Annotated in this window: 19 protein-coding genes; 4 read left to right on the top strand and 15 right to left on the bottom strand. The window is 52.3% G+C overall.

Features of this window, described 5'->3' with window-relative positions; translation table 11 throughout:
• Positions 1 to 151: 151 nt before the first annotated feature.
• The gene (locus tag PsAD13_RS14430; protein WP_063318594.1) at positions 152 to 1,645 is read right to left on the bottom strand and encodes an alkaline phosphatase; all 1,494 of its coding nucleotides are present in this window, start codon (positions 1,643 to 1,645) and stop codon (positions 152 to 154) included.
• 221 nt (positions 1,646 to 1,866) lie between these two features.
• Between PsAD13_RS14430 and PsAD13_RS14425 the strand changes: the two genes are divergently transcribed.
• The gene (locus tag PsAD13_RS14425; RefSeq protein ID WP_063318915.1) at positions 1,867 to 3,177 is read left to right on the top strand and encodes a DUF3422 domain-containing protein; all 1,311 of its coding nucleotides are present in this window, start codon (positions 1,867 to 1,869) and stop codon (positions 3,175 to 3,177) included.
• Between the two features lie 38 nt (positions 3,178 to 3,215).
• On the opposite strand, the gene PsAD13_RS14420 is transcribed toward PsAD13_RS14425, so the two are convergent.
• The 4 genes from PsAD13_RS14420 to PsAD13_RS14405 all read right to left on the bottom strand — a co-directional run bounded on the left by PsAD13_RS14420 (position 3,216) and on the right by PsAD13_RS14405 (position 9,103).
• Positions 3,216 to 4,838 carry an ABC transporter ATP-binding protein gene (locus PsAD13_RS14420; protein WP_063318593.1) on the bottom strand — a complete coding sequence of 541 codons (1,623 nt, stop codon included), beginning with the start codon at positions 4,836 to 4,838 and terminating at the stop codon, positions 3,216 to 3,218.
• On the bottom strand, positions 4,831 to 5,973 hold the full coding sequence (locus PsAD13_RS14415; RefSeq protein ID WP_063318592.1) for an ABC transporter permease: 1,143 nt from the start codon (positions 5,971 to 5,973) through the stop codon (positions 4,831 to 4,833). The genes PsAD13_RS14420 and PsAD13_RS14415 overlap by 8 nt, the downstream gene beginning before the upstream one ends.
• Positions 5,973 to 6,998 (bottom strand): ABC transporter permease, encoded by a 1,026-nt coding sequence (locus tag PsAD13_RS14410; protein WP_063318591.1) that lies wholly within the window; start codon positions 6,996 to 6,998, stop codon positions 5,973 to 5,975. Before PsAD13_RS14410 ends, PsAD13_RS14415 begins: the two co-directional genes overlap by 1 nt.
• Before the next feature lie 80 nt (positions 6,999 to 7,078).
• Positions 7,079 to 9,103 carry an ABC transporter substrate-binding protein gene (locus tag PsAD13_RS14405; protein WP_084404748.1) on the bottom strand — a complete coding sequence of 675 codons (2,025 nt, stop codon included), beginning with the start codon at positions 9,101 to 9,103 and terminating at the stop codon, positions 7,079 to 7,081.
• 221 nt (positions 9,104 to 9,324) lie between these two features.
• Here PsAD13_RS14405 and PsAD13_RS14400 point away from each other — a divergent pair, with 221 nt between their 5' ends.
• The gene (locus PsAD13_RS14400) at positions 9,325 to 10,212 is read left to right on the top strand and encodes a helix-turn-helix domain-containing protein (protein WP_208986647.1); all 888 of its coding nucleotides are present in this window, start codon (positions 9,325 to 9,327) and stop codon (positions 10,210 to 10,212) included.
• Between the two features lie 29 nt (positions 10,213 to 10,241).
• On the opposite strand, the gene PsAD13_RS14395 is transcribed toward PsAD13_RS14400, so the two are convergent.
• From PsAD13_RS14395 to dctP, 6 genes are all read right to left on the bottom strand, one after another.
• The gene (locus tag PsAD13_RS14395) at positions 10,242 to 11,012 is read right to left on the bottom strand and encodes an SDR family oxidoreductase (RefSeq protein ID WP_063318589.1); all 771 of its coding nucleotides are present in this window, start codon (positions 11,010 to 11,012) and stop codon (positions 10,242 to 10,244) included.
• A gap of 118 nt (positions 11,013 to 11,130) precedes the next feature.
• Positions 11,131 to 12,501 carry an alpha-glucosidase/alpha-galactosidase gene (locus PsAD13_RS14390; protein ID WP_063318588.1) on the bottom strand — a complete coding sequence of 457 codons (1,371 nt, stop codon included), beginning with the start codon at positions 12,499 to 12,501 and terminating at the stop codon, positions 11,131 to 11,133.
• 221 nt (positions 12,502 to 12,722) lie between these two features.
• Positions 12,723 to 14,129, bottom strand: coding sequence for an amidase (locus tag PsAD13_RS14385; RefSeq protein ID WP_063318587.1), 1,407 nt, complete (start codon positions 14,127 to 14,129; stop codon positions 12,723 to 12,725).
• 11 nt (positions 14,130 to 14,140) lie between these two features.
• Positions 14,141 to 15,403, bottom strand: a complete 1,263-nt coding sequence (locus tag PsAD13_RS14380; RefSeq protein ID WP_063318586.1) for a TRAP transporter large permease — start codon at positions 15,401 to 15,403, stop codon at positions 14,141 to 14,143.
• Positions 15,400 to 15,888: a TRAP transporter small permease subunit gene (locus tag PsAD13_RS14375; RefSeq protein WP_063318585.1), complete on the bottom strand. Its 489-nt coding sequence runs from the start codon at positions 15,886 to 15,888 to the stop codon at positions 15,400 to 15,402. The genes PsAD13_RS14380 and PsAD13_RS14375 overlap by 4 nt, the downstream gene beginning before the upstream one ends.
• A gap of 57 nt (positions 15,889 to 15,945) precedes the next feature.
• Entirely contained in the window at positions 15,946 to 16,944 is a 999-nt protein-coding gene (dctP, locus tag PsAD13_RS14370) for a TRAP transporter substrate-binding protein DctP (RefSeq protein ID WP_063318584.1), read from the bottom strand.
• Between the two features lie 133 nt (positions 16,945 to 17,077).
• Here dctP and PsAD13_RS14365 point away from each other — a divergent pair, with 133 nt between their 5' ends.
• On the top strand, positions 17,078 to 17,746 hold the full coding sequence (locus tag PsAD13_RS14365) for a TetR/AcrR family transcriptional regulator (RefSeq protein WP_063318583.1): 669 nt from the start codon (positions 17,078 to 17,080) through the stop codon (positions 17,744 to 17,746).
• A gap of 59 nt (positions 17,747 to 17,805) precedes the next feature.
• Positions 17,806 to 19,440, top strand: a complete 1,635-nt coding sequence (locus PsAD13_RS14360; protein WP_063318582.1) for an AMP-binding protein — start codon at positions 17,806 to 17,808, stop codon at positions 19,438 to 19,440.
• A 78-nt stretch (positions 19,441 to 19,518) separates the two neighbouring features.
• Here the strand turns inward: PsAD13_RS14360 and PsAD13_RS14355 are convergent, their stop codons facing one another.
• From PsAD13_RS14355 to PsAD13_RS14340, 4 genes are all read right to left on the bottom strand, one after another.
• The gene (locus tag PsAD13_RS14355) at positions 19,519 to 19,806 is read right to left on the bottom strand and encodes a DUF1330 domain-containing protein (RefSeq protein ID WP_063318581.1); all 288 of its coding nucleotides are present in this window, start codon (positions 19,804 to 19,806) and stop codon (positions 19,519 to 19,521) included.
• A 79-nt stretch (positions 19,807 to 19,885) separates the two neighbouring features.
• Complete coding sequence (locus tag PsAD13_RS14350; RefSeq protein ID WP_063288494.1) at positions 19,886 to 21,385, bottom strand: NCS1 family nucleobase:cation symporter-1; 1,500 nt, start codon at positions 21,383 to 21,385, stop codon at positions 19,886 to 19,888.
• A 212-nt stretch (positions 21,386 to 21,597) separates the two neighbouring features.
• A complete protein-coding gene (gene hydA, locus PsAD13_RS14345) occupies positions 21,598 to 23,052 on the bottom strand; it encodes a dihydropyrimidinase (protein WP_063318580.1) in 1,455 nt (484 codons plus the stop codon).
• Positions 23,053 to 23,084: 32 nt separating this feature from the next.
• Complete coding sequence (locus tag PsAD13_RS14340) at positions 23,085 to 24,356, bottom strand: Zn-dependent hydrolase (RefSeq protein ID WP_063318579.1); 1,272 nt, start codon at positions 24,354 to 24,356, stop codon at positions 23,085 to 23,087.
• Between the last annotated feature and the right edge of the window lie 125 nt (positions 24,357 to 24,481).

The following is a 24,481-nucleotide window of genomic DNA, read 5'->3' as shown; positions in this document are numbered from 1 at the left end:
TCAAATGAGCCCGAAACCTACGTCAGGTCAGTGTGCATTTCGAGGCAAAACTGGTCTGAACCCCCGATAAAATTCCGCGGGCTCAGGCTGAGGTTATCGATCGCCGCTTACATGATACAACCAAGCATCACGACAACACTTCTTTATCACGCTAGCGGTCTTTGGCGTTTGCAGCGTAGTTCATGACATTGAAGATGTAATTCTGCTCGATTGTGCCATCAAACAAGTGCGCCCATGGACCTCTTGCATAAACCGCAACATCTTCCCCCGAATGGGTTTCTGAGGGCGTTGGAAGCAAGGATTGCTGTTTGAAATCGGGATCTGTTGCTTCTTCCTGTGACAACACTGAACGCGTGCCGAACCAGTTGTTTTCTTCTGTCAGGATTGAGCCGGGGCCGTTCAGATAACTGGCAACGGAATATGGTTTTCCATCCAGCATCAGGTGCATTTCATTGGTGTGTTTGACGCCGTTATTGTCAATGCCCATGCACAGCCCGTTGATCGGCGTACCGCGTCCGCAATAGCCGTTGAACGACAAGGTGTGGGCATGGTCCGCAGTGACGATGATCAGAGTGTCCTGATCGCTGGTCATTTCTTTCGCCATGGCGACAGCGTCTGCAAATGCGACACCGTCTGTGAGGGCGCGATAGAGATTTCCGGCGTGATTGGCGTGATCGACACGACCGCCTTCAACCGTGAGATAATAGCCGTTTTCATTATCTTGAAGTGCTTCAATGGTCCATTTCACCATATCAGCCAGAGAAGGTTGGTCTTTTCTATCATACTCATACTGCATATGACCTGCTGCAAAAACGCCAAGAACCAGCTTGTCAGCAGAGGGATCAAGGTTATTGAAGGAGGCCTCATTCCAAGCGTAAGACACGCCAAGCGCCTTGGCTTCTTCGATCAGGTTGCGCCCATCTTTGCGATTGCCAGCGGTGCCCTCGATGGTTTTTCTGGTTTCAGGCAGCATATGACGTTGCCCGCCCCCAAAGGCGACGTCAATAGTGCCATTCTTGACCTGCTCAATCAGCTGTGCAGCGATGTCCGGCACATCGCATCCCTCAGGTAGATCGGAGTCATCCTCGAACCTGCGATTGGCGACGTGGGCATAGGCTGAAGCTGGTGTTGCATCCGTGAGGCTGGCCGTTGAGATGATGCCGACCGCCTTGCCTTCTGCGGCCATCACTTCTGCAATGCTCGCGATACTAGCGCTTTCAACGGCTGAGCAGTCGCCAACATTCAATGTTTCATCCACCCCGAGGACACCGGCTTTGGTCTTCACGCCTGAATGGAATGCTGTTCCGGTGCCTGCGGAATCTGGTGTTTGCGCATTTACATTGTAGGTTTTGACCAAGGCGCTGTGAGGAAATGTTTCTTGTGGCAACACATTTTCTTCACCCAGCAATCCGTTCTGCTGGCCTTGAAATATCCGCGTTGCATAGTTTGTCGAAATTCCGTTGCCATCTGCAATCATCAAAATGATGTTTTTGGCCGGTTTCGTGATTGGCTGCTGAGCAAGTTTGCTCTCAATTTCCGCCTCTGCAGCCTCAAACCATCTGTTGTTTTTTTGAGGAAAATCAGACTCTGCCCAAGCATAGGATGCGGAACAGGCCAGCAGGAGCGCAACAAGTGGCGTTTTCATTTCAAATCCTCAAAAGGTGATGTTTCGGGCGCAGTGTGTACTTTACAATTCTTAGGGTTCGATATGCTGAACAGGAAGAATTCGAGTTATTTTTCTTCTTGATTGCAATGGCCCAAGCTTCCGCTGCGACAATCCGGCGCAATACGTATTTTTGTGTAGATCAGCAGAGTTGTCTGCTTCACACTTGGCCTTTCTGGCTTGAAGACCAAGAGGGGCATGCTTTGGGTAAGGTTGACGATATGTTGGAAGAGGCATGTGCTGTGCAGCAACTTCCGGAACATCCACTACGCCAAGCCATTCTTGCGGAAGTTCATGCCCGTCCCTTCGTTCCCATGCATGGTGAATGGCAAATTCTGCAATACGCCTTCATGGTCGACCAAGATAAGAAGCAAGCAGAACAGCAAGCTCTGCTTAGGTTTACATCAGAGGAAACAAACCCGGCATCAAGGGCCTCAGAGCACTATCTCCATCAGACTTTCGAAGATTATTCTTTACGTTGGGAGCAACACAGCGAGTTTTCTACCTATGCCGTGGAACGGCCTCTTCCTTCTAGCTTCCGCACACAAGATATAACTCTCTTTACCAAGGGCCTGCTTGATCCTCCTGGGAAGTTGATTGCAGCTGTTCAGTTAACGATAAAAGTCGCAGCTGAGCCGGAGGCTGGCGATCTGTCTGAAAAGTTTGACCTTGCGAGCTTGAGTGTTTCCCAAATCATTGAAGGACGTGCGACGCTGGTCACCGACTTCAAAGCCGGTGATGATGGTATTGTTTCGTTTCTGCTGCTGGATCATGGGCTGTCTCCGTTGGAACTGGGAGCAACCGTGCGGCGTGTTCTGGAACTGGAGACCTACAGAACACTCTCTTTGTTGGGGCTTTATGAAGCGCGGAAGCAGCAGATCGTTGTAAGCCGCATTGAGCAGGAACTCGTGGGCATAACCGCTCAACTGCGCAATTCAGGAGATGCAGAAGCACATTCTCTGGCGCATAATGAGGAGCTGCTGGCAGACCTTTCTTCTCTTGCGGCAGATCTGGAAGCTTCTGCGATGGAAAGCCTTTTCCGATTTGGGGCAACACGGGCCTATTCCGATATTGTCGGGCGGCGTCTGGACACTCTTGGGGAGAGCAACGTCTCTGGTTACGACATGATCGGGCGGTTTTTAAATCGGCGGCTCGCGCCAGCTATGCAGACGTGCCGTGCTATTGAAGAGCGACAAGCCAACCTTTCGCGAAAGCTGACGCGAGCTGTCGGCCTGTTGCGCGCCCGGGTGGATGTGGAGCTTGAACGGCAGAACCGAGACTTACTGAAGTCGATGGATCAGCGTGCGAAGTTTCAACTTCGATTGCAGCAGACGGTGGAAGGGCTTTCGATTGCAGCAATCTCTTACTACGTCATCAGCCTGATCGGATACGCTTTGAAAGGCGCCAAGGCTGTTGGCTCCCCGCTTGATCCGGCTGTTGGTATGGCCGCATCTGTGCCGCTGGTGGTTGGTGTGCTTTGGTATGCCTTGAGAAGGCTGAAAGCTGCACACTAGAGCTTGATGGCGGCGGTTATCGCCGCCATCATGAGCACTTACAGATAGGCCGCTGAGACCAGACGTTGTGTGTATTCTGTCTGCGGCCGATGCAGAACATCCAGTGTGTTACCAGCTTCGACAACGTTTCCGTGCTGCATCACCATGACGTTGTGACAGAGTGTTTTCACCACTTTCAAATCATGACTGATGAAGAGATAACTCAGCTTCAGCTTCTCTCGCAGGTCTTTCAGCAACTCGATAATCTGCGCCTGAATGGACAGGTCCAATGCAGAGGTAGGTTCATCCAGCAGTATGAATTTCGGTTTTAAAACGATGGAGCGTGCAATTGCGATCCTCTGACGCTGGCCACCTGAGAACTCATGGGGAAAGCGGTCCATGGTGCTGCGTGGCATCTGTACAGCATCCAGCGCTTCAGCCACCATGGCCTGCCGTTCCTTATGACTTGCCCCGATGCCGTTGACCTTAAGGCCCTCACCCACAATCTCCCCCACAACCATGCGGGGATTAAGCGAGGAAAACGGGTCCTGAAACACAACCTGAAGATCGGTTCTAAGAGGCTTCAGCTCTTTTCTGGTGAGGTTGTCGATCCTGTTTCCATCAAAGGTGATAGTGCCAGAATCTGCTTTTAAGAGCTGAAGGATGGACATGCCCAATGTGGACTTTCCGGAACCAGACTCGCCAACAATGCCAAGCGTTTCGCCTGATCTGATGTTGAGCGAGATGTCGTTGACTGCCACCAGCTCTTTGGTTTTGCGCCTGAACAAGCCACCATGTTTTGAGGTGAACGTGACACGGACCTTATCTGCATCCAACAGCTCGTAGAGGCCCTCCTCCAATTTATCTGGCACACCGGACGGCTCACTTTCAATCAAGTGCCGGGTGTATGGATGGGATGGTGTCTCAAAGACCTCTTTGGTGTTTCCGGTTTCAACAATCTTTCCTGCGCGCATCACACAGACACGGTCACTCACCTGACGCACCACATTCAGATCATGTGTGATGAGGATGATCGCCATGCGGTGGCGCTCTTGCAGCTCTCGCATGAGTTTTAGGATTTCAGCTTGGACAGTCACGTCAAGAGCAGTGGTTGGCTCATCTGCAATGAGCAGGTCAGGCTCGTTTGCCAGTGCCATCGCGATCATGACACGCTGGCGCTGACCGCCAGAAAGCTGATGCGGATATTGACTGAATCTGGCTTCAGGGTCTGGGACCTTCACCTCATCCAACAGCCGGAGCGTTTCTTTTTTAGCGGCAGCCTTGGAGATTTTGCGATGTGAGCGGATCATCTCAATGATCTGATCCCCAATACGGTACACTGGATTGAGGCTTGTCAGAGGTTCCTGAAAGATCATTGAGATGCGATTGCCGCGGATCTTTTGCAGCTCCAACTCACTCATGGTCGTCAGGTCTCGATCCTCGAAACGGATCATGGAACCTTGAGCCAGTGTCGCGTTTTCGGCGAGCATGCCTATGATTGCGCGGGCGGTGACCGATTTGCCGGAACCGGACTCCCCGACAATGGCCAATGTCTCGCCTTTTGCCACGGCATAGCTCACCCCTTTCACTGCTTCCACTGTTCCGGTCACCGTTTTGAAGGTGACGGCCACATCGCGGATGGTGAGCAGGTCTTTGTGTTGGGTTTGGTCGATACTAGGCATTGCTGTAGGGATCCATTGCATCACGAAGGCCATCGCCTGCGGCGTTGAAGGCGAGTACGGAAATGATGATCATGCCGACTGGAGCCATCATCCACGGCGCAGCGCTAAACGACTGGAAGTCGAGGACCTGGTTGAGCATGCTGCCCCAGGACACCATCGGCTGTTGAATGCCCACGCCCAAAAACGACAGGAAACTCTCCAAAAGAATGATCTCGGGCAGCTGGTAGGTTGCCCAGACAATGATGTGCGAAGATGTGTTGGGAACGATATGTGCACTGATGATGCGGCTGCTTGAGGCTCCAACGGCTTCTGCTGCGCGGACATATTCCAGATTGCGCATGGAGAAGACCTTCCCGCGCAGTTCGCGGCACAGATCTGCCCATCTGAGCAAGACGAGGATGCAGGCAAACATGATGAAGATCGTGACCGGCTCCGCACGGCGCGGCAACAAGGCGACCAAAGCCAGATAAAGCGGGAGATCGGGGAAGGCCTTGATGAACTCGACCATTCGCTGAACCACAAGATCATACAGGCCACCGAAGTATCCTGAACTCACTCCAAGAATGATCCCGATCACGCAAGCGGCCCCCATCACCATGAGCGCCATGAGCAGTGTGATGCGTGTGCCAAAGATCATGCGTGAGTAAACGTCACGGCCCAGATTGTCAGTGCCGAGGATATGGAACTTGCTGCCATCTGTTGTGCCAAACAGATGTGTTGTGAAGGTGAGACCCAGAAACTGCCAGGGTTCTCCTTCCACGAACAAAGCAACATGCGAGATCTTATCAAAATCAGGAATAAACGTGATCTCAAAGGTTTGCATGTTCATTTCTTCTTTGAAGCCCGTGACATACGGCGTTGTAAGGCCGCCATCAGGCGCGAAGAAGTGAAGCGTTTGCGGTGGTGAGTACAGCGCTGCCCGGTTGGCAGTTTGCGGTCCATACGGCGCGATGAAACCAGCGAAGATCGCTGCCAGGAAGATCAGCATACAGGCGATGAAACCTACCATGCCGTACTTGTTACGGATGAAGCGACGAACGACGAGACCCCAATAAGAAATAGAGGGCCGGTCTTCTGCCAGTTGCTGAGCGTCTACGCTGCCGTGTTCGATTGCGTCGGTGTCGATCTGGGTCATCACGCATTTCCTTCCATAGCAGCTTGACGGACACGTGGATCGATGAGAGCGAGCAGCAAATCCGCAACCAGATTTCCGACAACCATGATGGTGGCAACGAGCATGAAGATTGCAGCGACCACATACATATCGCGCTCGGCGACTGAGGAGAGGATCAGCGGGCCGATGGTTGGAACGCCCAGAACGATTGCGATCTCAATCTCACCTTTGACCATATACTCAAAGCGGCTGCCGATGTTCATGATGACAGGGTGCAACGCATTGGGGATGGCATGCACCAAGATGATGCGACCGCGAGACAGGCCTTTGGCGCGAGCTGTTTCGATGTATTGAGATTTCACCACATCCAGCAGGTTGCCGCGCATCATACGCAAGGTATAAGCCTGCCCGGCCCAGATGGAGATGAGCAAGATTGGCCAGACGTGTTTGAAGAAATCCCAGAGCTTATCGAGTGACCAGTGGTCCTGCAGAAGATACTCGGGTGATTGCAGTGCTCCGATGTAAGGAGAGTGCCAGACGAAGGCGAGATAATACAGAATTATCAGCGAGATAACGAATTTCGGAATAACAATGCCAAGGAAGGCAACAATTGTCGAAACGGTATCGCCGATCTTGTACTGGTTCATGGCTGCATAAACACCAAGCGCACCGCCAATGAACTGAGCCAGCACCATGGCAGTGAAGGCCAGAGCGAGTGTGCGCGGCAGACGCAAGCCGATGACTTCTGTGACCGGCTTGGAGAAGAAAAACGAGTCTCCGAAGTTGCCAGCGGTGACGATACCGACAATCCATCGCCAGTATTGCACGACAACGGGCTGATCCAGCCCTAACTGTGTGCGTAAAATTTCCGCCTGAGGTTCCAAAACTGCACGTGACTGTCCGGTTTGGGCGGCTGTTGTCGCCATCCACATGTCAACATAGTCACCTGGAACAGCTTGTATGATCGCGAAGGAAACAATGGAGATCCCGACCAACAAGACCAGTGTTGCAGCTGCACGTTGCGCTAAAAAGCGTAACAAGCCCATTTATCTAGCCCTCCCAGCTATTGAGCATTTATTGCTTATTGCGTTGGAAGACGGGCCAAAATTGACCCGCCTTTCCTGCCTTAATATTCAGCGATCGTTCCTGGGAGGAGTTCTTTCAACTGCTGATCCTTTGGTGTCCAGAGGCGCTCGCGCACAACACCATCTTCTGCCCATTCAAACATGTTGACGGGTGTGCCCGGATGCGCGTTTCTGATGCGTTTGTTGACGAGAAGCGCAGCAGGAGCCTGAACGGTGCCAATGGTGTAGGCATTCTCAGTCCACAGACGCTGGATGGTTTTGGCTGCATCAGCTGCTTCAACCGCATCCCAGGTGGACAGAATGGTCTGATAGGCATCGACCATCTCGATTTCAAAATCCATCAGGTTTCGCGTACCATCTGAACCAGGAAGGTGCCGGTCAGGACAGCTGTTTGCGATTGGCAGATGGAAACAGGTTTCACGAGTTGGGAGCGCCCATTCTTTCCGGCGTATCAACATGTTGAAGTCGCCGTTCTTCGACGCTGTATCAATTGTATCTACGTTGCGGATCAACACACGAATGCTTGCTTCTGCCAGCATCAGAATGATGGCATCTGCTTGTTTTTTCTCAGTGACCTGTCTGCGATCTGTCATCATGTCGATTTCCAGATCAGCCCCTGAACCTGGCATGTTGCGAATGCCGTTGCCATCGGTGTCTTTGAGGCCCAAAGCATCCAGCATGGCGTTGGCTTTTGCCAGATCATACGGGTAGTAGACGGTGCTGTCGTAATCGTAATAGGGAGATCCGCTGGAGAAGCCACCGGAGTATGGATACATGAACGGACCACGCGCGACTGACTGGCCGATCGCCTGACGATCAAGCGCATGACTGAGAGCAACGCGGAAGTCTTTTTGCCGGAAGAACTTGCGGAGTTCAGCGTCCACTTCATCCTGAACACCGTTTGTTTCAGAGAAGTTCAGTTCCAGACGCCATGAGAGAACACGTGGGCCAAAGTTGGCTTTAACCGGTGCATCTGCAGACAATGTCTGCTTGAGTGCTTCCACGAAGTTGCCCGGGTTTTCCATGTTAGAAAAATCAGCAGTCCCGGCGACAGCTTGCGTTGTGCGGTCTGACCAAGTGGACAACTTGAAGTGCATCTCGTTCAGGTATGGCAGCTGATTGCCAGCTTCATCGGTTTTCCAATAGAACGGATTACGGCGCAAGATCACCAGTTCATCTGCCTTGTGGCGCACTGGCACCCAGCCTCCCAGAACAACTGGTGGAACTGCGTCCGCAGGCATTGCATTGCGGTAGTCTTCGTAACTGGCATCCTTGTTGTATTTTGGATGTTTAGCTTTGAGTGTGTGCGAGGGACCGGGGCAACCTTGAATATAGGCCAGAGATTTCAGAATTTCCGGGCCTTGTGGTTTGGTGAAAGTGAACTTGAATGTGTAAGCATCAATCACCTCCAGCGTTGTGCCCTCACCAAGGCCACCTTTTGGCAGACGGGATGCAATATTTTCATTTTGAACGTTGTCGTCCCACCAGAAGCGGATGTCTTCTGTATCAAAGGGATCACCATCGGACCATTTGATACCTTCAACCAGATGCATGGTCAGTTCGGTTTTGTCGTCGCTCCACTCCCAGCTTTTAGCTAGGTTTGGTAGCGGACCGGACTGCTCCTCTGCCTTTACTTGCCAGAGCGGGCCGTTGCGTACCAGACATTCCTGAATGGCCATGTTGATGCCGCCCCAGCCATGATGCTGACCAGCGAGCCAGTTCCAGCCTTCCGGACGACCGCCGATAACATGACGGAACACACCGCCGTAAACGCCGATACCCTCAGACATGGCTTTGGTTGACATAACCAGCGGCTCTGCTGGCAGTCGCTCGCCAACAGGTGGCAACTTGCCAGCTTTGACCAGTTCACTCAGGAACGGGGCTTCGCTATAACCATTCAGTTTCTGATAGGTCCACAAATCACTGCGAGACAGCAGATCATATTCCAATGTGGACATGGACTGCTCAACCGGCATTTTGTCGGCCAGTGCTGAACTTGCCGCGATTGCGCAGGCACTTACGCCTGCTGCTAAGCAAAGTTTAGACACAAGGTTTGTCGAAGACATCAATTCCTCCCCCATTTCATTACTCCCAACACCATCATGGCCACCCGCGCCGTCTCTTTTCCTCCGGCTTTCTATTCATAAATTCCGATTTTCTTCGTAGACGCTTTTAAACTGCGTATTTCTCTATACTATACACATGGGAGAATATTGAGAGCCGAACTCTCGTATTAATATCGATTCATTCGGCTTTTCAAATATTGATGCAAGAGGAGGGTGTACAATTGAGTATTAGCGATGACTTATATCGCCAATATCTGGATCAGAGTGTCATACCCTCGACAGATAATTTTCTGATTATGCGCCATAAGCCTCACGTATTCTCCAAAAGGCCTTATCATCACCACGCTTCTATTGAAGTGAACTTCCTGATCAACTGTGAAATGGACTATTCCTTCTCAGGAAGTCATGTGACTGTTCACCCCGGTTACATGATTTGCTTCTGGGGCGCCGCACCGCACGGCGTTGTTGGGGTGCGCGGGGATGGCGATATGGTCAATCTCTACATCTCCTTTGCACAAATATTACAGTGGGGTTTGCCGACACGCATCACTGATGCACTCATTTCAGGAGATGTGATTTGCAACAAGGCGCCTTGCCCGATTGATGCGGTGCGCTTTGGCCATTGGGCAAGTGAGTTCAAACGAGATGACATCAACTGGCGCAAACTGGTTCTGAGTGAAATCTCGTCGCGGTTTACGCGTCTGGCGCTGGACGGTTGGAACACACTGCATCATGACTATCGTCAGTCCAGCACGGTGGTTGGTCGTGGAAAGTCCATGTTGCATGTGGAAGAGATGTTGCGGTTCATTTCAGAGAACCATACCTCGGACATTTCTGTCACTGATGTTGCTGACTGTGTTGGTTTATCGCCGAGCCATGCAATGACCTTGTTCAAGCGCATTGTAGGGCTGCCAATCAAGGAACATTTGACGCGGGTCCGGCTTTCTCATGCACGCATGTTGCTTGCTGAATCTGAGATGAAGATCTTGTCCATCGCTATGGATGCCGGGTTCAGGTCTCTTTCGAGCTTTTATGAGGCGTTCCAAAACCACTTCAGCACTTCTCCAGCTGCGTTTCGCAAAAAGGCAAGAAACATTGGCAAGATATAGCGGGCAGCTGCCTACCCGCTACTTTCCCTTTAGCCTGTCACGACAACACCGCCATCAATGACAAGGGCTTGGCTGGTCATCATCCGGCTGGCTTTGGATGCCAAAAACAGTGTTGCATCAATGATATCGTCCGGTTCGAGATGCTCCTTCAAACACTGACGGCCCAGATGGGCTTTCAGATCTTCCGGCGTTGCCCAGAGGTCTTTCTGTCGTTGTGTGAGGACCCAACCCGGCATCAGAGCGTTGACGCGGATGTTGTCTGGTCCCAGCTCACGCGCCAAAGCTCTGGTCAGACCAGTGATGGCTGCTTTGGACGTTTCATAAGCCGGATAGCCTGCGTTGCCCATCATGTAGGAGATGGATGAGAAGTTGATGATGGAACCACCACCAGCCGCTTTCATGCCTGCGGCGGCGGCCTGAGCGGTAAAGAAATGGGGACGCAAGTTCACGTGCATAGATGCATCCCATTGATCTACCGTGAACTCTTCAAGGGTATGGCGAGTATCGTTTGCAGCATTGTTCACCAGCACAGTAATCGGGCCATGAGCCTTTTCAGTCTGCTTGATGGAGGCCTGAAGTGCATCAACATCGGTGACATCACATTTGATGAATAGAGGTGCTACGCCGTGCTTTTCCTTCATATGCTCAGCAAATTCTGAAGCATCAGAGCGCTGCACAAAGGCGACTTTGGCACCTTGTTGCATGAAGCCATCAGTGAGGCTTGCGCCGATCCCTGCCCCGCCGCCAGTGATGAACACACTTGCGTCCTTCAGATCATGAAAAGTGACGTTCCCAGACATTTATTCCCCCAGGGAGTGCTTGGCACCCATCTTTGATATATCAGAATATACATAAGCGGCAGCCTCGTTTCAGGCAACCGCTTATGTCATCGCATTTTTCTAATTGGCAGCGCTCTTGCTATGCAGTTTCAAGCACTTGCTTCTGCGTCCAGGCTGGCAACCAGTCTTTATGCGCTTCCAAAAGCTCATCCACCATGGCCCAGATTTGGTCCAGATCCAACTCCGCAGCGGTGTGCGGATCAAGCATTGCAGCGTGGTAGATATGCTCGCGCTTCTCCGTCATGAGTGCCTCAACAGTCAACTCCTGAGGACCAATGTTTGTACGCATCAGAGCGGCTAATTGTGCTGGCAATTTTCCAATGTGCGTTGGCTGGATGCCGTTGCGATCCACAAGACAAGGCACTTCAACTGCGCAATCCTGTGGCAGCGAGGTGATGTAGCCTTTGTTTTGCACGTTGCCGTAAATAACTGCTGGCTCACCAGTCCAGATGGAGTTCATGATCGTTGAGGCGTATTCATGGCTGCGCTCTACTTCAATGCTCTCTGCATTTTTGTAGTCTTCCACCTGAGACTTCCAGCGTTCAATTTGCTCTACACAACGGACCGGGTATTCGTCGAGCGGGATGGAGAACTTCTCCAACAGGTCCGGGCGATCACGTTTGATAAACCATGGAACATACTCAGCAAAATGCTCTGAGCTCTCTGTTACGAAATGGCCAAGACGGGTCAACATCTCGTAGCGCACTACGTTTTGACAGCGTGGGTTCCACGTGGATGGTTTCGGATAGCGGCCTTCGCGGTAGCCTTCAATCAGCCTTGGAGTGAGATCCTCGAATGTGCCGTCTTCCTTGATCTCTTCCAGATACTGATAGAATGCCATGTGATTGATGCCTGCACATCTAAAGCGGATATTTGCAGAGTCGATATCAAGGTCGTGGGCCAACTCTTTGACTGTACCCTGAACAGAGTGGCAGAGGCCTACTTGTTTGATTTGTGGGTACTTTCGCGCGATGGCCCAGGTATTGATCGCCATTGGGTTCACGTATTGAAGCATGACCGCATCCGGGCATACTTTGAGTATATCTTCGCAGATGCTCCAGAGGTGCGGAACGGTGCGCAGGCCGCGCATTATTCCGCCGATGCCGAGGGTATCCGCGATGGTCTGGCGGAGGCCGTACTTCTTGGGAATTTCGAAGTCGGTGACGGTGCACGGCTCAAAGCCACCAATCTGGAAAGCAACGACTACAAAGTCAGTAGAATCAAGCGCTTCCATCTGATTGGTGTGCGTTGAAACTGTTGCGCTCACTCCCAGCGTTGAAATCAGTTTACGCGCTACAATCTCAGATTCACCAAGGCGTTCCTCGTTGATATCCATCAGAGCGACATGTGCTCCAGAGAGCGCTGAACGCTGCAGAATATCACCAATGATGTTCTTCATAAACGTGGTGGAACCGGCACCAATAAAGGTGATTTTGGGGTTTCGGGCCATGCTTTTCTCCCATTTTCTGAAGAGCTCGCCAGCACTTCAGATTGCATAGTTCTTGAGGGGATAACCGGAAAGCCTTGAGACGGGCGTCTCTGAGCTGTCCTTTGATGAAAAACTATGGATCAGCGCCTCTCTTTTCTTCCTGTTTTCTATTCTAAATTTCCGGAAACCGCGGCAATTCTGGCTCTGTTTTGTATTATTGACCCCAAAACCGCACGTATTGGCTACGCCATTGCCTCTGTGGCCGTTGCAAGCCGAGAAGAGATAAACCCGTTATTATCCAAAACCTTAGCCGTTTTGAAGAGGTGTTCTTCGCCATAGCGTGGGCCGATGAGCTGGATACCGATTGGAATGCCGTCCTGGGTATCATGAGTGGGGATACTCATGGCCGGAAGGTCAAAAAAGTTTACAGAGCCGAGGTAGGTGTTTGTTTTTGCTATCTCTTTAAGGCTCTCAACGGATTTGATATCCGCACCTGCCTCGAATGCGTTTTTTGTGCAAACGGGTGAAAGGATTACGGGATATTTGCGTTGAAATTGGTCAATCAGGCGATGGTAGTGCGATCTTGCGGCTAAAGCCTGCGCATAGCCATGATAGTCCATGGGCGGTACCAATTGCGTGTAGTACTCAAATATTGCCTGTAGTTGCTCTGAGCCAAAACGCTCGATCACGCTCTCCTTCTGGAGTGCGACTTCGGTGATCAAAAGCGATGTGTAGTGTGTGTAGGCTTCTTCGATAAAATCAATGCTGGTGTTATCCACCTTGTACCCCTGCTGCGCCAGAACCTCGCCTGCTTGCTTCAGAGCTTCATTGATTTTCGGGTCAGCATCCGGTGGTGTGATGAGTGCGACCCTGTTTGGGAAGATCTTATCCTCAATCATATCCGGCAGTGACCATGTATCCAGATCGGAATAGCCTTTCATCACATCGTAAGCGAGTTTGAGATCATCAAGCGAACGTGCGAGTGGTCCTTGTGCTGAGGAGAGCTGGATGGTGATTGGGCGTTCTGCAGCTCCGGTGGCATTGTAAAACGGTATGCGTCCATGAGAGGGGCGCAAGCCCAGCACACCGCAGCAAAAGGCTGGCAGGCGTATGGAACCACTGAGGTCGGACCCATGGGCGATGTATCCGACGCCAGCTGCCAGTGAGCTCCCTGCTCCACCGCTTGAACCACCTGGCGTGCGGGATGTATTCCACGGGTTGAGGGTCTGGCCGAACAAGGTGTTGTCTGTATGAAAGCGCCATGACATTTCTGGTGTGTTTGTGCGCCCAATCGGATTTGCCCCTGCCTGTTTCAATCTCTGGACAAGAGGAGCATCCTGCTTAGCAATCAGGCCCGCAAATGCTTTCACACCGTTGTTTGTGGAGGCGCCGGCCTGATCGACGTTTTCTTTGATGGTGACGGGAATGCCGTGGAGTGGACCTAACGGCTCGCCGCGCTGCACCGCCTGGTCTGCCTGCTCTGCTGCCTGACGAGCCTGATCATCAAAGCGTGTGGTGATGGCATTCAGATGCGCGGTTTCATCAATGCGCGTCAGATGCTGCTCTATTACCTCACGGCATGTAATCTGCCTGTCACGGATTGCTTGAGAAACTTCGCTTGCCGTCATTTTGAAGATGTTTTCAATCATTTACGGGTTCCTCAGCTTACAAAAAAGAGTGAGAGATCAGGCAGGAAGGTGACAAGCAGCAACACGCAGAGCATGATCAGGACAAATGGAATGACTGACCTTGTGACAGTCCAGAAACTTTCCCTGAACGCCTGAGAAGCAACGACAAGATTGATGCCGACAGGTGGTGTCAGCAGGCCAATCTCCAGATTGATGATCATGATCACGCCCAGATGCACTGGATTGATGCCGTAGATTGTTGCCACTGGGAGCAGAATGGGCGCCATGATCAGCAGCGCAGAGATGATCTCCATAAAGAACCCAACCATCAGCAGAAGGATGTTGAGGCCGATCAGGAACATCCATTTTTCTTCCACGTGCGAGGACAGCCATTCTGCCAGCAGGCTTGGCACCTGCTCTGTGGTCAGCACCATGTTCAAAGTCGCGGCAATCGCAAGAATTGGGAGCAGGCCGCCGAGCATCTGGGTTGTGTGAATGACAGCATCCCAGAGCTGGGCCAGTGTGAACTCTTTATAAATGAACAGCTCGACAACGAGCGCATAGGCCAAGGCGATGGCAGCACTTTCTGTGGCTGTGAAGTATCCAGAGTAGATGCCCCCAAGCAGAATGACTGGCAAGAGCAGGGACCAAATTCCGTTGGTGATTGCACTGCCAGCTGCGCTCACGTCAAAGCCTGTGCGCGGGATCGTTCTGTTGGCCCAGGCTGAATAGATCGCCAAAGCGATGGTAAGCAAAAGCCCTGGAATGACGCCCGCCAGAAACATGTCAGTGATTGAGGTTTCGGTGACCAGACCGTAGATGATCATCGGAATGCTGGGCGGGATGACGACACCGAGTGTTCCTGCACTCGATAACGCTCCCAGAGAATAACTGGTGGAATATCCCTGCTCTCGCAGCGCCGGATACAGCACAGACCCGACCGCGAGCAGCGTAACCATGGAGGAGCCCGAGATTGCAGCAAAGAAGGCGCAGGAGAGGATTGTTGCTACGCCGAGACCTCCTGACAAAGATCCAGTCAATGCTTTGAGGACTGTGACGAGCCGCTCTGCAATGGCACCGCGACTCATGATGGAGCCGCACAGCAAGAATACGGGAATGGACAGAAGCGCTTCGCGATCCAGCGCGGCCCAAAAGTCCTCCGCCATGAACATCAGCTCGCCATCGCTATACAGAAGCTGTACTGCCCCGCCGAGCACCATCAAGATAACAATGAGGTTCTGCCGCAAGATCAGCATCACCAGAACAGTGAGTGTGAGAAGGAGCGCATAGGTCATGCCGCGTCTGCCTCTTCTGGCTTCAAAGAAGGCGACAGCGCAAAGCCGAAATATCTGAGGGCATTGGAGCAGAAGGCGTAGGGCATGATGGACTGGAACCACCAGAGCGGCCAATCCACCACGGGCACCAGGAACCCGATTTCATAGGAGGACTGCACGAGCCCAAACGAGACATAGCCCGCGAGCAGGAAGAGAGCGCCGCTCAAGACGTCTCCCAGCCGCTGCAGAAGGTTTTGCCAAACTGCCGGCAACAGCTGGTCAGTGATCTTGGGGCGAATGTGGTTGCCGGTGGATGTTGCAAGGCCAAGGCCCAGCATGCCAGCAAAAATGGCTGCAAACAGCGCGATCTTGCTGCTGTGCATCAGTGAGAGATCAAAAAACTCTCGTGCAACGACATCCGCCAGCATGGCTAACACCACGATGATGTAAGCCAGAGCAGCAAGTGTCGCTTCAAATCGGTACAGCAACAGGAAAAATCGCTTCATGCAAATTGAAAAGAGCCCTCAAAATGTAGTGGGCTCTTCCTTTCAGGTGTCTTGGAATCAAAGCACACAGGCTTTCTTTGCCTCTAGAATCTTAGGCCAGACTTCTTGTGCCTGCCCGCCGATTGAGCTCACCAGTTCCTCACGCAATGGCAGGACGGCTGTTTTCCATTCTTCGCGTTGCTCCGCTGAAAGCTTATGGACGTGCCCGCCCTTTTCCTGAAAACCTGCGAGCATGTCCTTTGCCATGGAGCGGACTTCATCTCGAAGACCCTGGACAGGCACCAGAGCGTTGGTGATGCTGTCCTGTTCGTTCTTACTCAACTTTTTCCAAGTGCGCATGCTCATGACCAGTGCTCCGGACTGATGTAGGTGCGCAGAAAGCGTGAGATGGGGAGCCATCTTGCCCATGCCCATGGCCACGTAGGTCATGGCTGGCAGTGTTCCGCCTTCCACCATGCCGGTTTGCAGTGCAGACGGCGTTTCGGCAAGTGGCAGAACGACACCGTTTGCGCCCATACCCTGCCAGAAGTTGACCGAGTATTTGGCAGGTGCTGCACGTACTTTCACGCCTTTCACATCACCAGGAGCCAGAAATGGTTTTTTGCCGAAAGTGTGAATCCAGCCCAGCTCATTCCATTGCAGGAACTTGAAACCCTTTTTTTCAAAGAGAGGTTCAAAAACAGGTGTCAGGTGTTTGTCCATTGCGCAATCAATTTGCGCGTAGCTGTCCCACAGGAACGGAACACCCATGAGAGCCATTTCCGGGACAACCGTGGAGAACGCCGTCATGGAGCTGCCGAGAATATCTATCCGTCCGCGAATGGCTTTTTGGACCATAACCGGTTCTGTACCGAGTTGACCTGCATGAAATAATTTCGCGCTTATTGCCCCGTCTGAGTTGGCCGATATTTTGCTCGCAATGGCCTCCACATGGTTGACCCATGGGGTACCTAAAGGCGCACTGGTTGCAATTTTAAGCTCTTTGGCAGCCTGTGCCACGCCCACAAATGCAGTGAAAGAAAATGCCACCCCCAGCAATAATTCGCGTAATTTCATAGTCCCCCCAATATGTTCCCAAATCACACATGCATTCTGCTATTATCAGTGGCCCCAAGCCAAGAGATGTTATAGTTTGGCAACACAATTATCATTATCAAAAACAGAACTTATCATCTAGTTTGAGTGTAAAATGAAATCTTATAAGCCAAAACAAAAACGAGGCTATGAGGCGGAGCAGAATTTCCTGCAAGCTGCAAAAACGATTTTTGCCAAAGAGGGTGTAGCGCGGGCGCGGGTTTCAGACATTGTTCAACTTGCAGGTTCGTCTACGGGTAATTTCTACTTTCGCTTCAAGAACAAGGAAATGTTGTTCGAGCGCCTTTTTGAGATTTACGAGGAGCATGCTCAGCGCCTTATTCAGGATCTGCAGGATCCCCTCGGCTCGCTTGAGAGTACTATCTACTTTGTGACAGCTCTGAATCACAAACTGCTGCAGGAGAATGTTGGCCTGTATCGCGCTGCTCATGAGATCTCAGCAAAGGAGCCTGAGACCTGGAAGCGCTTCCAGCAGCTGACCATCATGACAGCAGAGCGTATTCTTGAGCTCAGCGCCCCTTATAAGGACCAGATTCCATTTGAGGACTGGGAGATGCAGGTGCGTCAGACGGTTCAGCTCATTACCGGGTTCACCGCCAATCAGGCCATTCGCAATGCCGGCCCTGCCCGTTTTGGGTCGCAGGCAATGGTTGATATGCTTTTCATGGCAGCTATGGGCTCACTTGGCCTTGCTCCTCCTCGGGATTTTGAAGAGGAAAAAGAAAAAATCCATAAGATATTGAATGATGAACGATATTCCTAAAGCGTAAGCTGAAAGAATATTCTAATATACGCGTATAGGTTTTAATTTTGGGAGGAATTATGACTGATACACTTAGTGCTCCAACCTGGACACCTACTGTATTCACCAAGCCAATTGATGTGAACGGTTACAGGTCTGTGATCGAAATATTTGAAGAGGCCAATGGCCGATTTGCAGACAATGTCGCCTTCACCAATTTTGGCCAGTCACTTACATTTAAAGACGTTGATGAGAAATCTCGCGCAGTTGCTGCCTATTTGCAGAATGAGCTGGGCCTGAAGAAAGGCGACCGCGTCGCCATTATGCTGCCAAATATTCTGGCGTTTCCGGTTCTCATGTTCGGCATATTGCGCGCCGGGCTGGTGCAGGTGAACGTCAACCCTATGTACACACCGCGCGAGCTGAAGCATCAGCTCAACGATGCGGACACCGATACGATCTTTATTTTCTCGGGCTCCAGCCCGACGCTTGCAGAGGTTGTTGCGGATACATCAATCAAAAATGTGGTGATTGCCAATGTAGGTGATGCGTCTGGTATGGACATGCCCTCACCGCCTCCACACGAGATGTTTGCAGACCGCCTGACAGTCTCAGATGTTCTTGAAAAAGGTGAGCAGCTGGACTTCACGCCGCCGCAGATTAATCCGAGTGACCTGATTTACCTGCAGTATACGGGCGGCACCACGGGCCTTTCTAAAGGCGCTGCGCTGAGCCATGGCAATCTGGTGGCCAATATTGCACAGTTTGATGCGGCGACAGACGGGTTTATGCGGGCTGGTGAGGAGATCGTAATTACGGCGCTGCCGCTCTATCATATCTTCGCGTTGATGGTGAATTGCGTGTCATTTTACTGGTTGGGATCCCGCAACGTGCTGATCACCAATCCACGCGATATGCCGGGGTTTGTCGAAGAACTTAAGAAGTGGAAGTTCAGCGTGATCACCGGAGTGAACACGCTTTTCAATGGCCTGCTGCATACCCCGGGCTTTAATGAGCTGGACTTCAGTAACTACAAATTTGCCATGGGTGGTGGATCAGCCATTCAGCGGGCAATTTCGGATAAGTGGAAACAGGTTACCGGTCACCACATCATTGAAGGATATGGTCTGAGTGAAACCTCGCCGATCCTTTCTGTGAACCCGTTTGATAGCACCGAGTTTACTGAGACCGTTGGCCAGTCCATGCCGAAAACGGAGATCAAGCTGCTGGATGCGGAGGACAATGAAGTTCCGCTTGGCCAGCCGGGTGAGCTTTGTGCACGCGGGCCACAGATTATGCAGGGATACTGGCGCAAGCCGGAGGCAACCGCTGCGGTGATGACGCCGGACGGGTTCTTCCGTACCGGTGACATTGCGATCATGGACAAGCGCAACAACTTCAAGATTGTCGACCGCAAGAAAGACATGGTGCTTGTGTCTGGCTTCAACGTATACCCCGCAGAGGTTGAGGCTGTGATAGCTGAGATCAAGGGTGTGGTTGAAGTGGCTGTTGCAGGTACATCTGACGAACGGACTGGCGAAGCGGTGAAAGCGTTTGTTGTGCGCAACAACGAGGACGTTACGCCAGAAGCCGTGCAGGATTACTGCCACAACGCGATGGCAGCTTATAAGGTGCCGAAATACGTGGAGTTTTTGGAAGAACTTCCGAAGTCTACCGTGGGTAAAATCTTGCGCCGGGAATTGCGAGAGAAATAAGTTTCTCACCAGAAGACATAAAAAGAGCCGCAGTTTGATCGCTGCGGCTTTTTTCGTTTCATCCGATGCAGATGCCCGTTAAGCGCCTTCCACGATGATGATGTTGGCAATGCCAGCGTTCTCGCGGTGCTTCTTGGCCGCCTGATACTCTTCGCTGTTGTAGCACGCCATTGCGGTTTCCATGTCGGCAAACTCGATCACCACGTTGCGGGGATGGTTTGTGCCTTCCAGATCCTCAAACTTGCCGCCGCGGGCCAGAACGTTGGCACTGTACTTTTTGAAGGCGGCAGAAGCTCCGTCTGCGTAGAGCTTGTAGGGTTCAGGATCTGTGACTGTGACGTGAGCGATCCAATAGGCTTTTGGCATTTTCTCTTCCTTTGAAACAGGAAGAAGCGGCGCATGATACGCCGCCCCTTCTTCTCGTTATTTAGTGTGTGTTTGCCTGTTACTTGTTCAGGATTTTCGCCAGAATTAGGTAGGCGATACCTGCCACGAACAGACCAACGAACCATGCATAGGTGTAGATGGTTGCGAACAGTGGTGAGGCTGGACCGGAAAGGCCTACGCCTGCCAGGAAGCCTGGAAGGTTTGGCAGGATGCCGATGATCAGCGCGAGCACGCCCGCCCAGTTCCAGCCGTTTGAGCCGGAATAGATGCCGTTGTGCTTGAACAGGTCTTCCACGTTGAGCTTGGTTTTACGCAGCAGGTAGTAGTCTGCCAGCATAATCCCCGCAATCGGACCCAGCAGCGCTGAGTATGCGATCAACCAGCCGATGATGTGGTTCACGAGGATCCATGGGAACATCACAAGGCCAATAGCTGCTGTGATGTAACCGCCGGTGCGCAGGTTGATGGATTTCGGCGCCAGGTTGGAGAACCCGTGTGCCGGAGCCACAACGTTTGCCGCCAGGTTGGTGGTGAGTGTTGCAACGATGAGTGCGAACAGAGCGATGATAATGCTCATGCCGCCCATTTTCTCAGCCAATACAATTGGATCCCAGATTGGTTCACCGAAGATCACCACAGTTGCGGAGGTCACCGCAGAGGCGATGAACGCAAACAGCGCCATTGGGATTGGAAGGCCAACAGCCTGCCCCATGAACTGGTCTTTCTGGCTTTTTGCATAGCGCGTAAAGTCCGGAATGTTCAGTGCAAGGGTTGCCCAGAAGCCGACCATACCTGTGAGGCTTGGCCAGAAGACGGACCAGAACTGGCCTTCTTTAGGCTGACCTTCAGCAAACTGGCTTGGAGTGGAGAGCATTGCACCGAACCCACCAGCATTGACATAGGCCCATGCCAGCAGCGCCAGACCCATTGCGAGCAGGAATGGTGCTGCATAAGTTTCCAACCAACGGATGGATTCTGTACCGTTTTTGATGAAGTACAGGTGCAGTGCCCAAAACGCCATGAAACAGGCAAACTGGCCTGCATTGATGCCCAGAATTGGGAGCGGGTCACCGGCCAGTGCTCCACTCATGAGCGTGTTCAGGATCACGTAGATCGCGGAACCACCAACCCATGTCTGAATACCGAACCAGCCACAAGCCACGATACCACGGGCGACTGCTGGAAATTTTGCACCAGCTGGACCGAAGGACGAGCGCAGCAAAACCGGGAACGGAATACCGTATTTGGTGCCTGCATGGCCGATCAGAACCATTGGAATGAGAACGATTGCGTTGGCAAGCAGGATCGTCATGACCGCCTGATCCCAACTCATGCCTGCGCCAATCAGATAGGACGCGAGCAGATACGTTGGGATACAGACCACCATACCGACCCAGAGCGCGGAGATGGAAACCCAGTTCCATGTACGAGCCACTGCAGCAGTTGGCAGCTGATCTTCGTTGTAAAGATCACCGTCGATTCCGACGAGTTCCTGATGGATAATACCAAACTCGTCCGGGACGACATTCCCGGTTGAGCCTAGAGTTGAATCCGACATCGAGTAATTCCCCCTCAGATTAAAAGCAGCAGATCCCCTCTAAAAATACTACTGCGTTTAATGACCAGCCCGCGTACCCCACGCGGACCTGATGGCATATCGCAGTGCTCTGAAGCTCCGCGACATGCTCTAAATTGCTGTTTTCGGGCGCATCCTTATCCGAAAGCCAGTGCCCTCTGTTCTGAGATGCGCCTTTTGCTCTGTGTGCAGGCTTATACGCCTGCTGGCATCAATTCTGGCCGGCGCTCAACTTTGCGCGGCGCTGTGATTTCCTTCCACTTGGACAGAGCGGCGCCGACCGGAGCATTTGGCTCGCGACCAACGAATTCACCGTGACCTGGTTCGGTTTTAACCGTGCTTTCCTCAATCGCGACTTTGCCGCGGGTGAGTGTGAAACGTGGCAGACCGACCACTTCCCTGCCTTCAAACACATTGTATTCGACGCAGGACTGCTGATTTGTAGCAGTGATTGTTTTTGAGCGGTTAGGATCCCAAACAACAATGTCGGCATCCGCCCCTTCAAGAATTGCACCTTTTTTAGGATACATATTCAGGATCTTGGCGATATTGGTGGAAGTGACAGCTACGAACTCGTTCATGGTCAGGCGACCTGTGCGCACGCCGGTTGACCAGAGCATTGGCATGCGGTCTTCCAAACCGCCTGTACCGTTCGGGATCTTGGTAAAGTCGCCAACACCAAAGCGTTTCTGCTCCAATGTGAAGGCGCAGTGGTCAGTTGCGACCACCTGCAATGAGCCAGACTGCAAGCCTGCCCAAAGGCTATCCTGATGCTGTTTGTTGCGGAATGGAGGCGACATGACGCGCTGCGCGGCGTGGTCCCAGTTCGGGTTGGCGTACTCGCTGTCATCCAGTGTCAGGTGCTGAATGAGCGGCTCCCCATACACACGCATGCCTTTTTGACGGGCGCGGCGGATGGCTTCATGGGCCTGCTCACAGCTTGTGTGCACGATGTAGAGCGGCACACCAGCCATATCTGCGATCATGATTGCACGGTTGGCGGCCTCACCCTCCACTTCCGGCGGGCGAGAATAAGAATGCGCTTCCGGGCCGTTGTTGCCTTCTGCCAGCAGTTTTTGCTGCATGGTGGCGACCACATCACCGTTTTCAGCATGGACAAGCGGCATCGCACCAAGCGCAGCACACCGCTGGAAGGATGCGAACATTTCGTCATCATCCACCATCAAGGCGCCTTTGTAGGCCATGAAGTGCTTGAAGGTGTTGATGCCACGATCCACCACTTCCTGCATCTCATTGAAGACCTGCTCACCCCACCATGTGACGGCCATGTGGTAGGAGTAATCCGAGCATGCTGCACCGGATTTTTGCTGCCAGATGGCAAGCGCTTCCATCATGGATTGGCCGGGGGATGGCAGACAGAAATCCACCACCATGGTTGTGCCACCAGCAAGACCAGCCCTTGTGCCGATTTCGAAATTGTCTGCAGAATGCGTTCCCATGAACGGCATTTCCAGATGCACGTGCGGGTCAATCCCGCCCGGCATGACATAACAACCAGTGGCATCCAGCGTTTCATCACCGGAAAGGTTCTCACCGATCTCGATGATCTTGCCACCGTCAACCAGCACATCAGACTTGTAGGTTCTATCGGCAGTTACAATCGTGCCGCCTTTGATAACTTTAGACATATTGCAGTCCTCAACTCTTTCAAATCTATGGGTTATTCGGCTGGCTCGGTGGTATCTTGCTCAATTTCCGCGTACTCAAGCACTGCATGGAACAGCACGTCAGCACCTGCGGTTGCCCACTCTCTTGAAATCTCTTCGTCTTCGTTGTGGCTCAAACCATCCACGCATGGGCACATGATCATGGCTGTTGGCGCTACACGGTTGATCCAGCAAGCATCGTGGCCTGCGCCGGAAATGATGTCGCGATGGGAATAGCTCAGGCGCTCTGCTGCATTGCGCACGGCAGAGACACAGCCTTCATCGAAGGTGACCGGATCAAAGTGACCCACGGCTTCGATCTCAATGCCCAAACCAAGTTCTTCTGCGATTTTCGGTGCCTCAGCTTCCAGTTTAGCTTTCATGCCATCCAGAACGTCCTGATGCGGGGAGCGGAAATCGATGGTGAAGACGGTTTTACCTGGAATCACGTTGCGGCTGTTTGGATAGACGTCGCAATGTCCAATGGCGCCAACGGCTTCCGGCTGGTTTTCCATTGCAATCTGGTGCACCAACTCTGTGATGCGCGCCATGCCGAGACCTGCGTTTTTGCGCATTGGCATTGGGGTTGAGCCGGTGTGGCTATCCTTTCCTGTGAGGGTGATCTGCAGCCACCAGAGGCCCTGCCCGTGGGTGACAACACCGATGTCCTTTTCCTCGATTTCGAGGATTGGCCCCTGCTCAATGTGGAGTTCAAACATGGCGTGGAGTTTGCGGGCGCCTACGGGTTCCTCACCTACATAGCCGATGCGCTTCAATTCATCGCCAAACTTCTTGCCTTCTGCGTCTTCGCGTTCATAGGCCCAATCCTGCGTGTGCATGCCAGCAAACACGCCAGAAGCCAGCATTGCCGGAGCAAAGCGGGTGCCTTCTTCATTGGTCCAGTTGACGACTTCAATTGGGCGTTTGGTTTTGATGCCACGCTCACGAATGGAGCGGATTACTTCCAGACCTGCAAGTACACCAAGCACACCATCATACTTGCCACCGGTTGGCTGCGTATCCAGATGAGAGCCGATCATGATCGGGTCAAGGCTCGAATCTTCCCCTTCCAGCCGCGCAAACATGTTGCCCATGGTATCGATGTGCATTGACATGCCTTCAGCCTCACACCAGCTGGTGAAAAGCTTGCGGCCCTCGGCATCTTCGTCTGTAAGCGTTTGCCTGTTGTTGCCGCCACGAACACCGGGTCCGATTTGGGCCATATCCATAAGGCTACGCCACAGTCTGTCACCATTAATACGATGATTTGAGCCAAGTTTACTCATAAGTCTCTCCGATAACGCTTTTACAACGTCGTTTTATTCAACTTACCCGCGCTCTATTCTTTGAAAACGCAACGGGCTCGCCATAGTTATCTGGTCTCCCGAAGGAGTATAAAACTGATAAAACC

The sequence above is a fragment of the Pseudovibrio sp. Ad13 genome, assembly GCF_001623225.1.
Taxonomy (GTDB): domain Bacteria; phylum Pseudomonadota; class Alphaproteobacteria; order Rhizobiales; family Stappiaceae; genus Pseudovibrio.
The sequence above is the reverse complement of the archived record's forward strand: the minus strand, read 5'-3'. Positions and strand labels throughout refer to the sequence as shown.

Bases quoted from the DNA above. Each gene is read 5' to 3' on its own strand.
- PsAD13_RS14430 (WP_063318594.1), bottom strand. From the start codon at position 1,645: ATGAAAACGCCACTTGTTGCGCTCCTGCTGGCCTGTTCCGCATCCTAT.
- PsAD13_RS14420 (WP_063318593.1), bottom strand. From the start codon at position 4,838: ATGCCTAGTATCGACCAAACCCAACACAAAGACCTGCTCACCATCCGC.
- PsAD13_RS14415 (WP_063318592.1), bottom strand. From the start codon at position 5,973: ATGACCCAGATCGACACCGACGCAATCGAACACGGCAGCGTAGACGCT.
- PsAD13_RS14410 (WP_063318591.1), bottom strand. From the start codon at position 6,998: ATGGGCTTGTTACGCTTTTTAGCGCAACGTGCAGCTGCAACACTGGTC.
- PsAD13_RS14405 (WP_084404748.1), bottom strand. From the start codon at position 9,103: ATGTCTTCGACAAACCTTGTGTCTAAACTTTGCTTAGCAGCAGGCGTA.
- PsAD13_RS14395 (WP_063318589.1), bottom strand. From the start codon at position 11,012: ATGTCTGGGAACGTCACTTTTCATGATCTGAAGGACGCAAGTGTGTTC.
- PsAD13_RS14390 (WP_063318588.1), bottom strand. From the start codon at position 12,501: ATGGCCCGAAACCCCAAAATCACCTTTATTGGTGCCGGTTCCACCACG.
- PsAD13_RS14385 (WP_063318587.1), bottom strand. From the start codon at position 14,129: ATGATTGAAAACATCTTCAAAATGACGGCAAGCGAAGTTTCTCAAGCA.
- PsAD13_RS14380 (WP_063318586.1), bottom strand. From the start codon at position 15,403: ATGACCTATGCGCTCCTTCTCACACTCACTGTTCTGGTGATGCTGATC.
- PsAD13_RS14375 (WP_063318585.1), bottom strand. From the start codon at position 15,888: ATGAAGCGATTTTTCCTGTTGCTGTACCGATTTGAAGCGACACTTGCT.
- dctP (WP_063318584.1), bottom strand. From the start codon at position 16,944: ATGAAATTACGCGAATTATTGCTGGGGGTGGCATTTTCTTTCACTGCA.
- PsAD13_RS14365 (WP_063318583.1), top strand. From the start codon at position 17,078: ATGAAATCTTATAAGCCAAAACAAAAACGAGGCTATGAGGCGGAGCAG.
- PsAD13_RS14360 (WP_063318582.1), top strand. From the start codon at position 17,806: ATGACTGATACACTTAGTGCTCCAACCTGGACACCTACTGTATTCACC.
- PsAD13_RS14355 (WP_063318581.1), bottom strand. From the start codon at position 19,806: ATGCCAAAAGCCTATTGGATCGCTCACGTCACAGTCACAGATCCTGAA.
- PsAD13_RS14350 (WP_063288494.1), bottom strand. From the start codon at position 21,385: ATGTCGGATTCAACTCTAGGCTCAACCGGGAATGTCGTCCCGGACGAG.
- hydA (WP_063318580.1), bottom strand. From the start codon at position 23,052: ATGTCTAAAGTTATCAAAGGCGGCACGATTGTAACTGCCGATAGAACC.
- PsAD13_RS14340 (WP_063318579.1), bottom strand. From the start codon at position 24,356: ATGAGTAAACTTGGCTCAAATCATCGTATTAATGGTGACAGACTGTGG.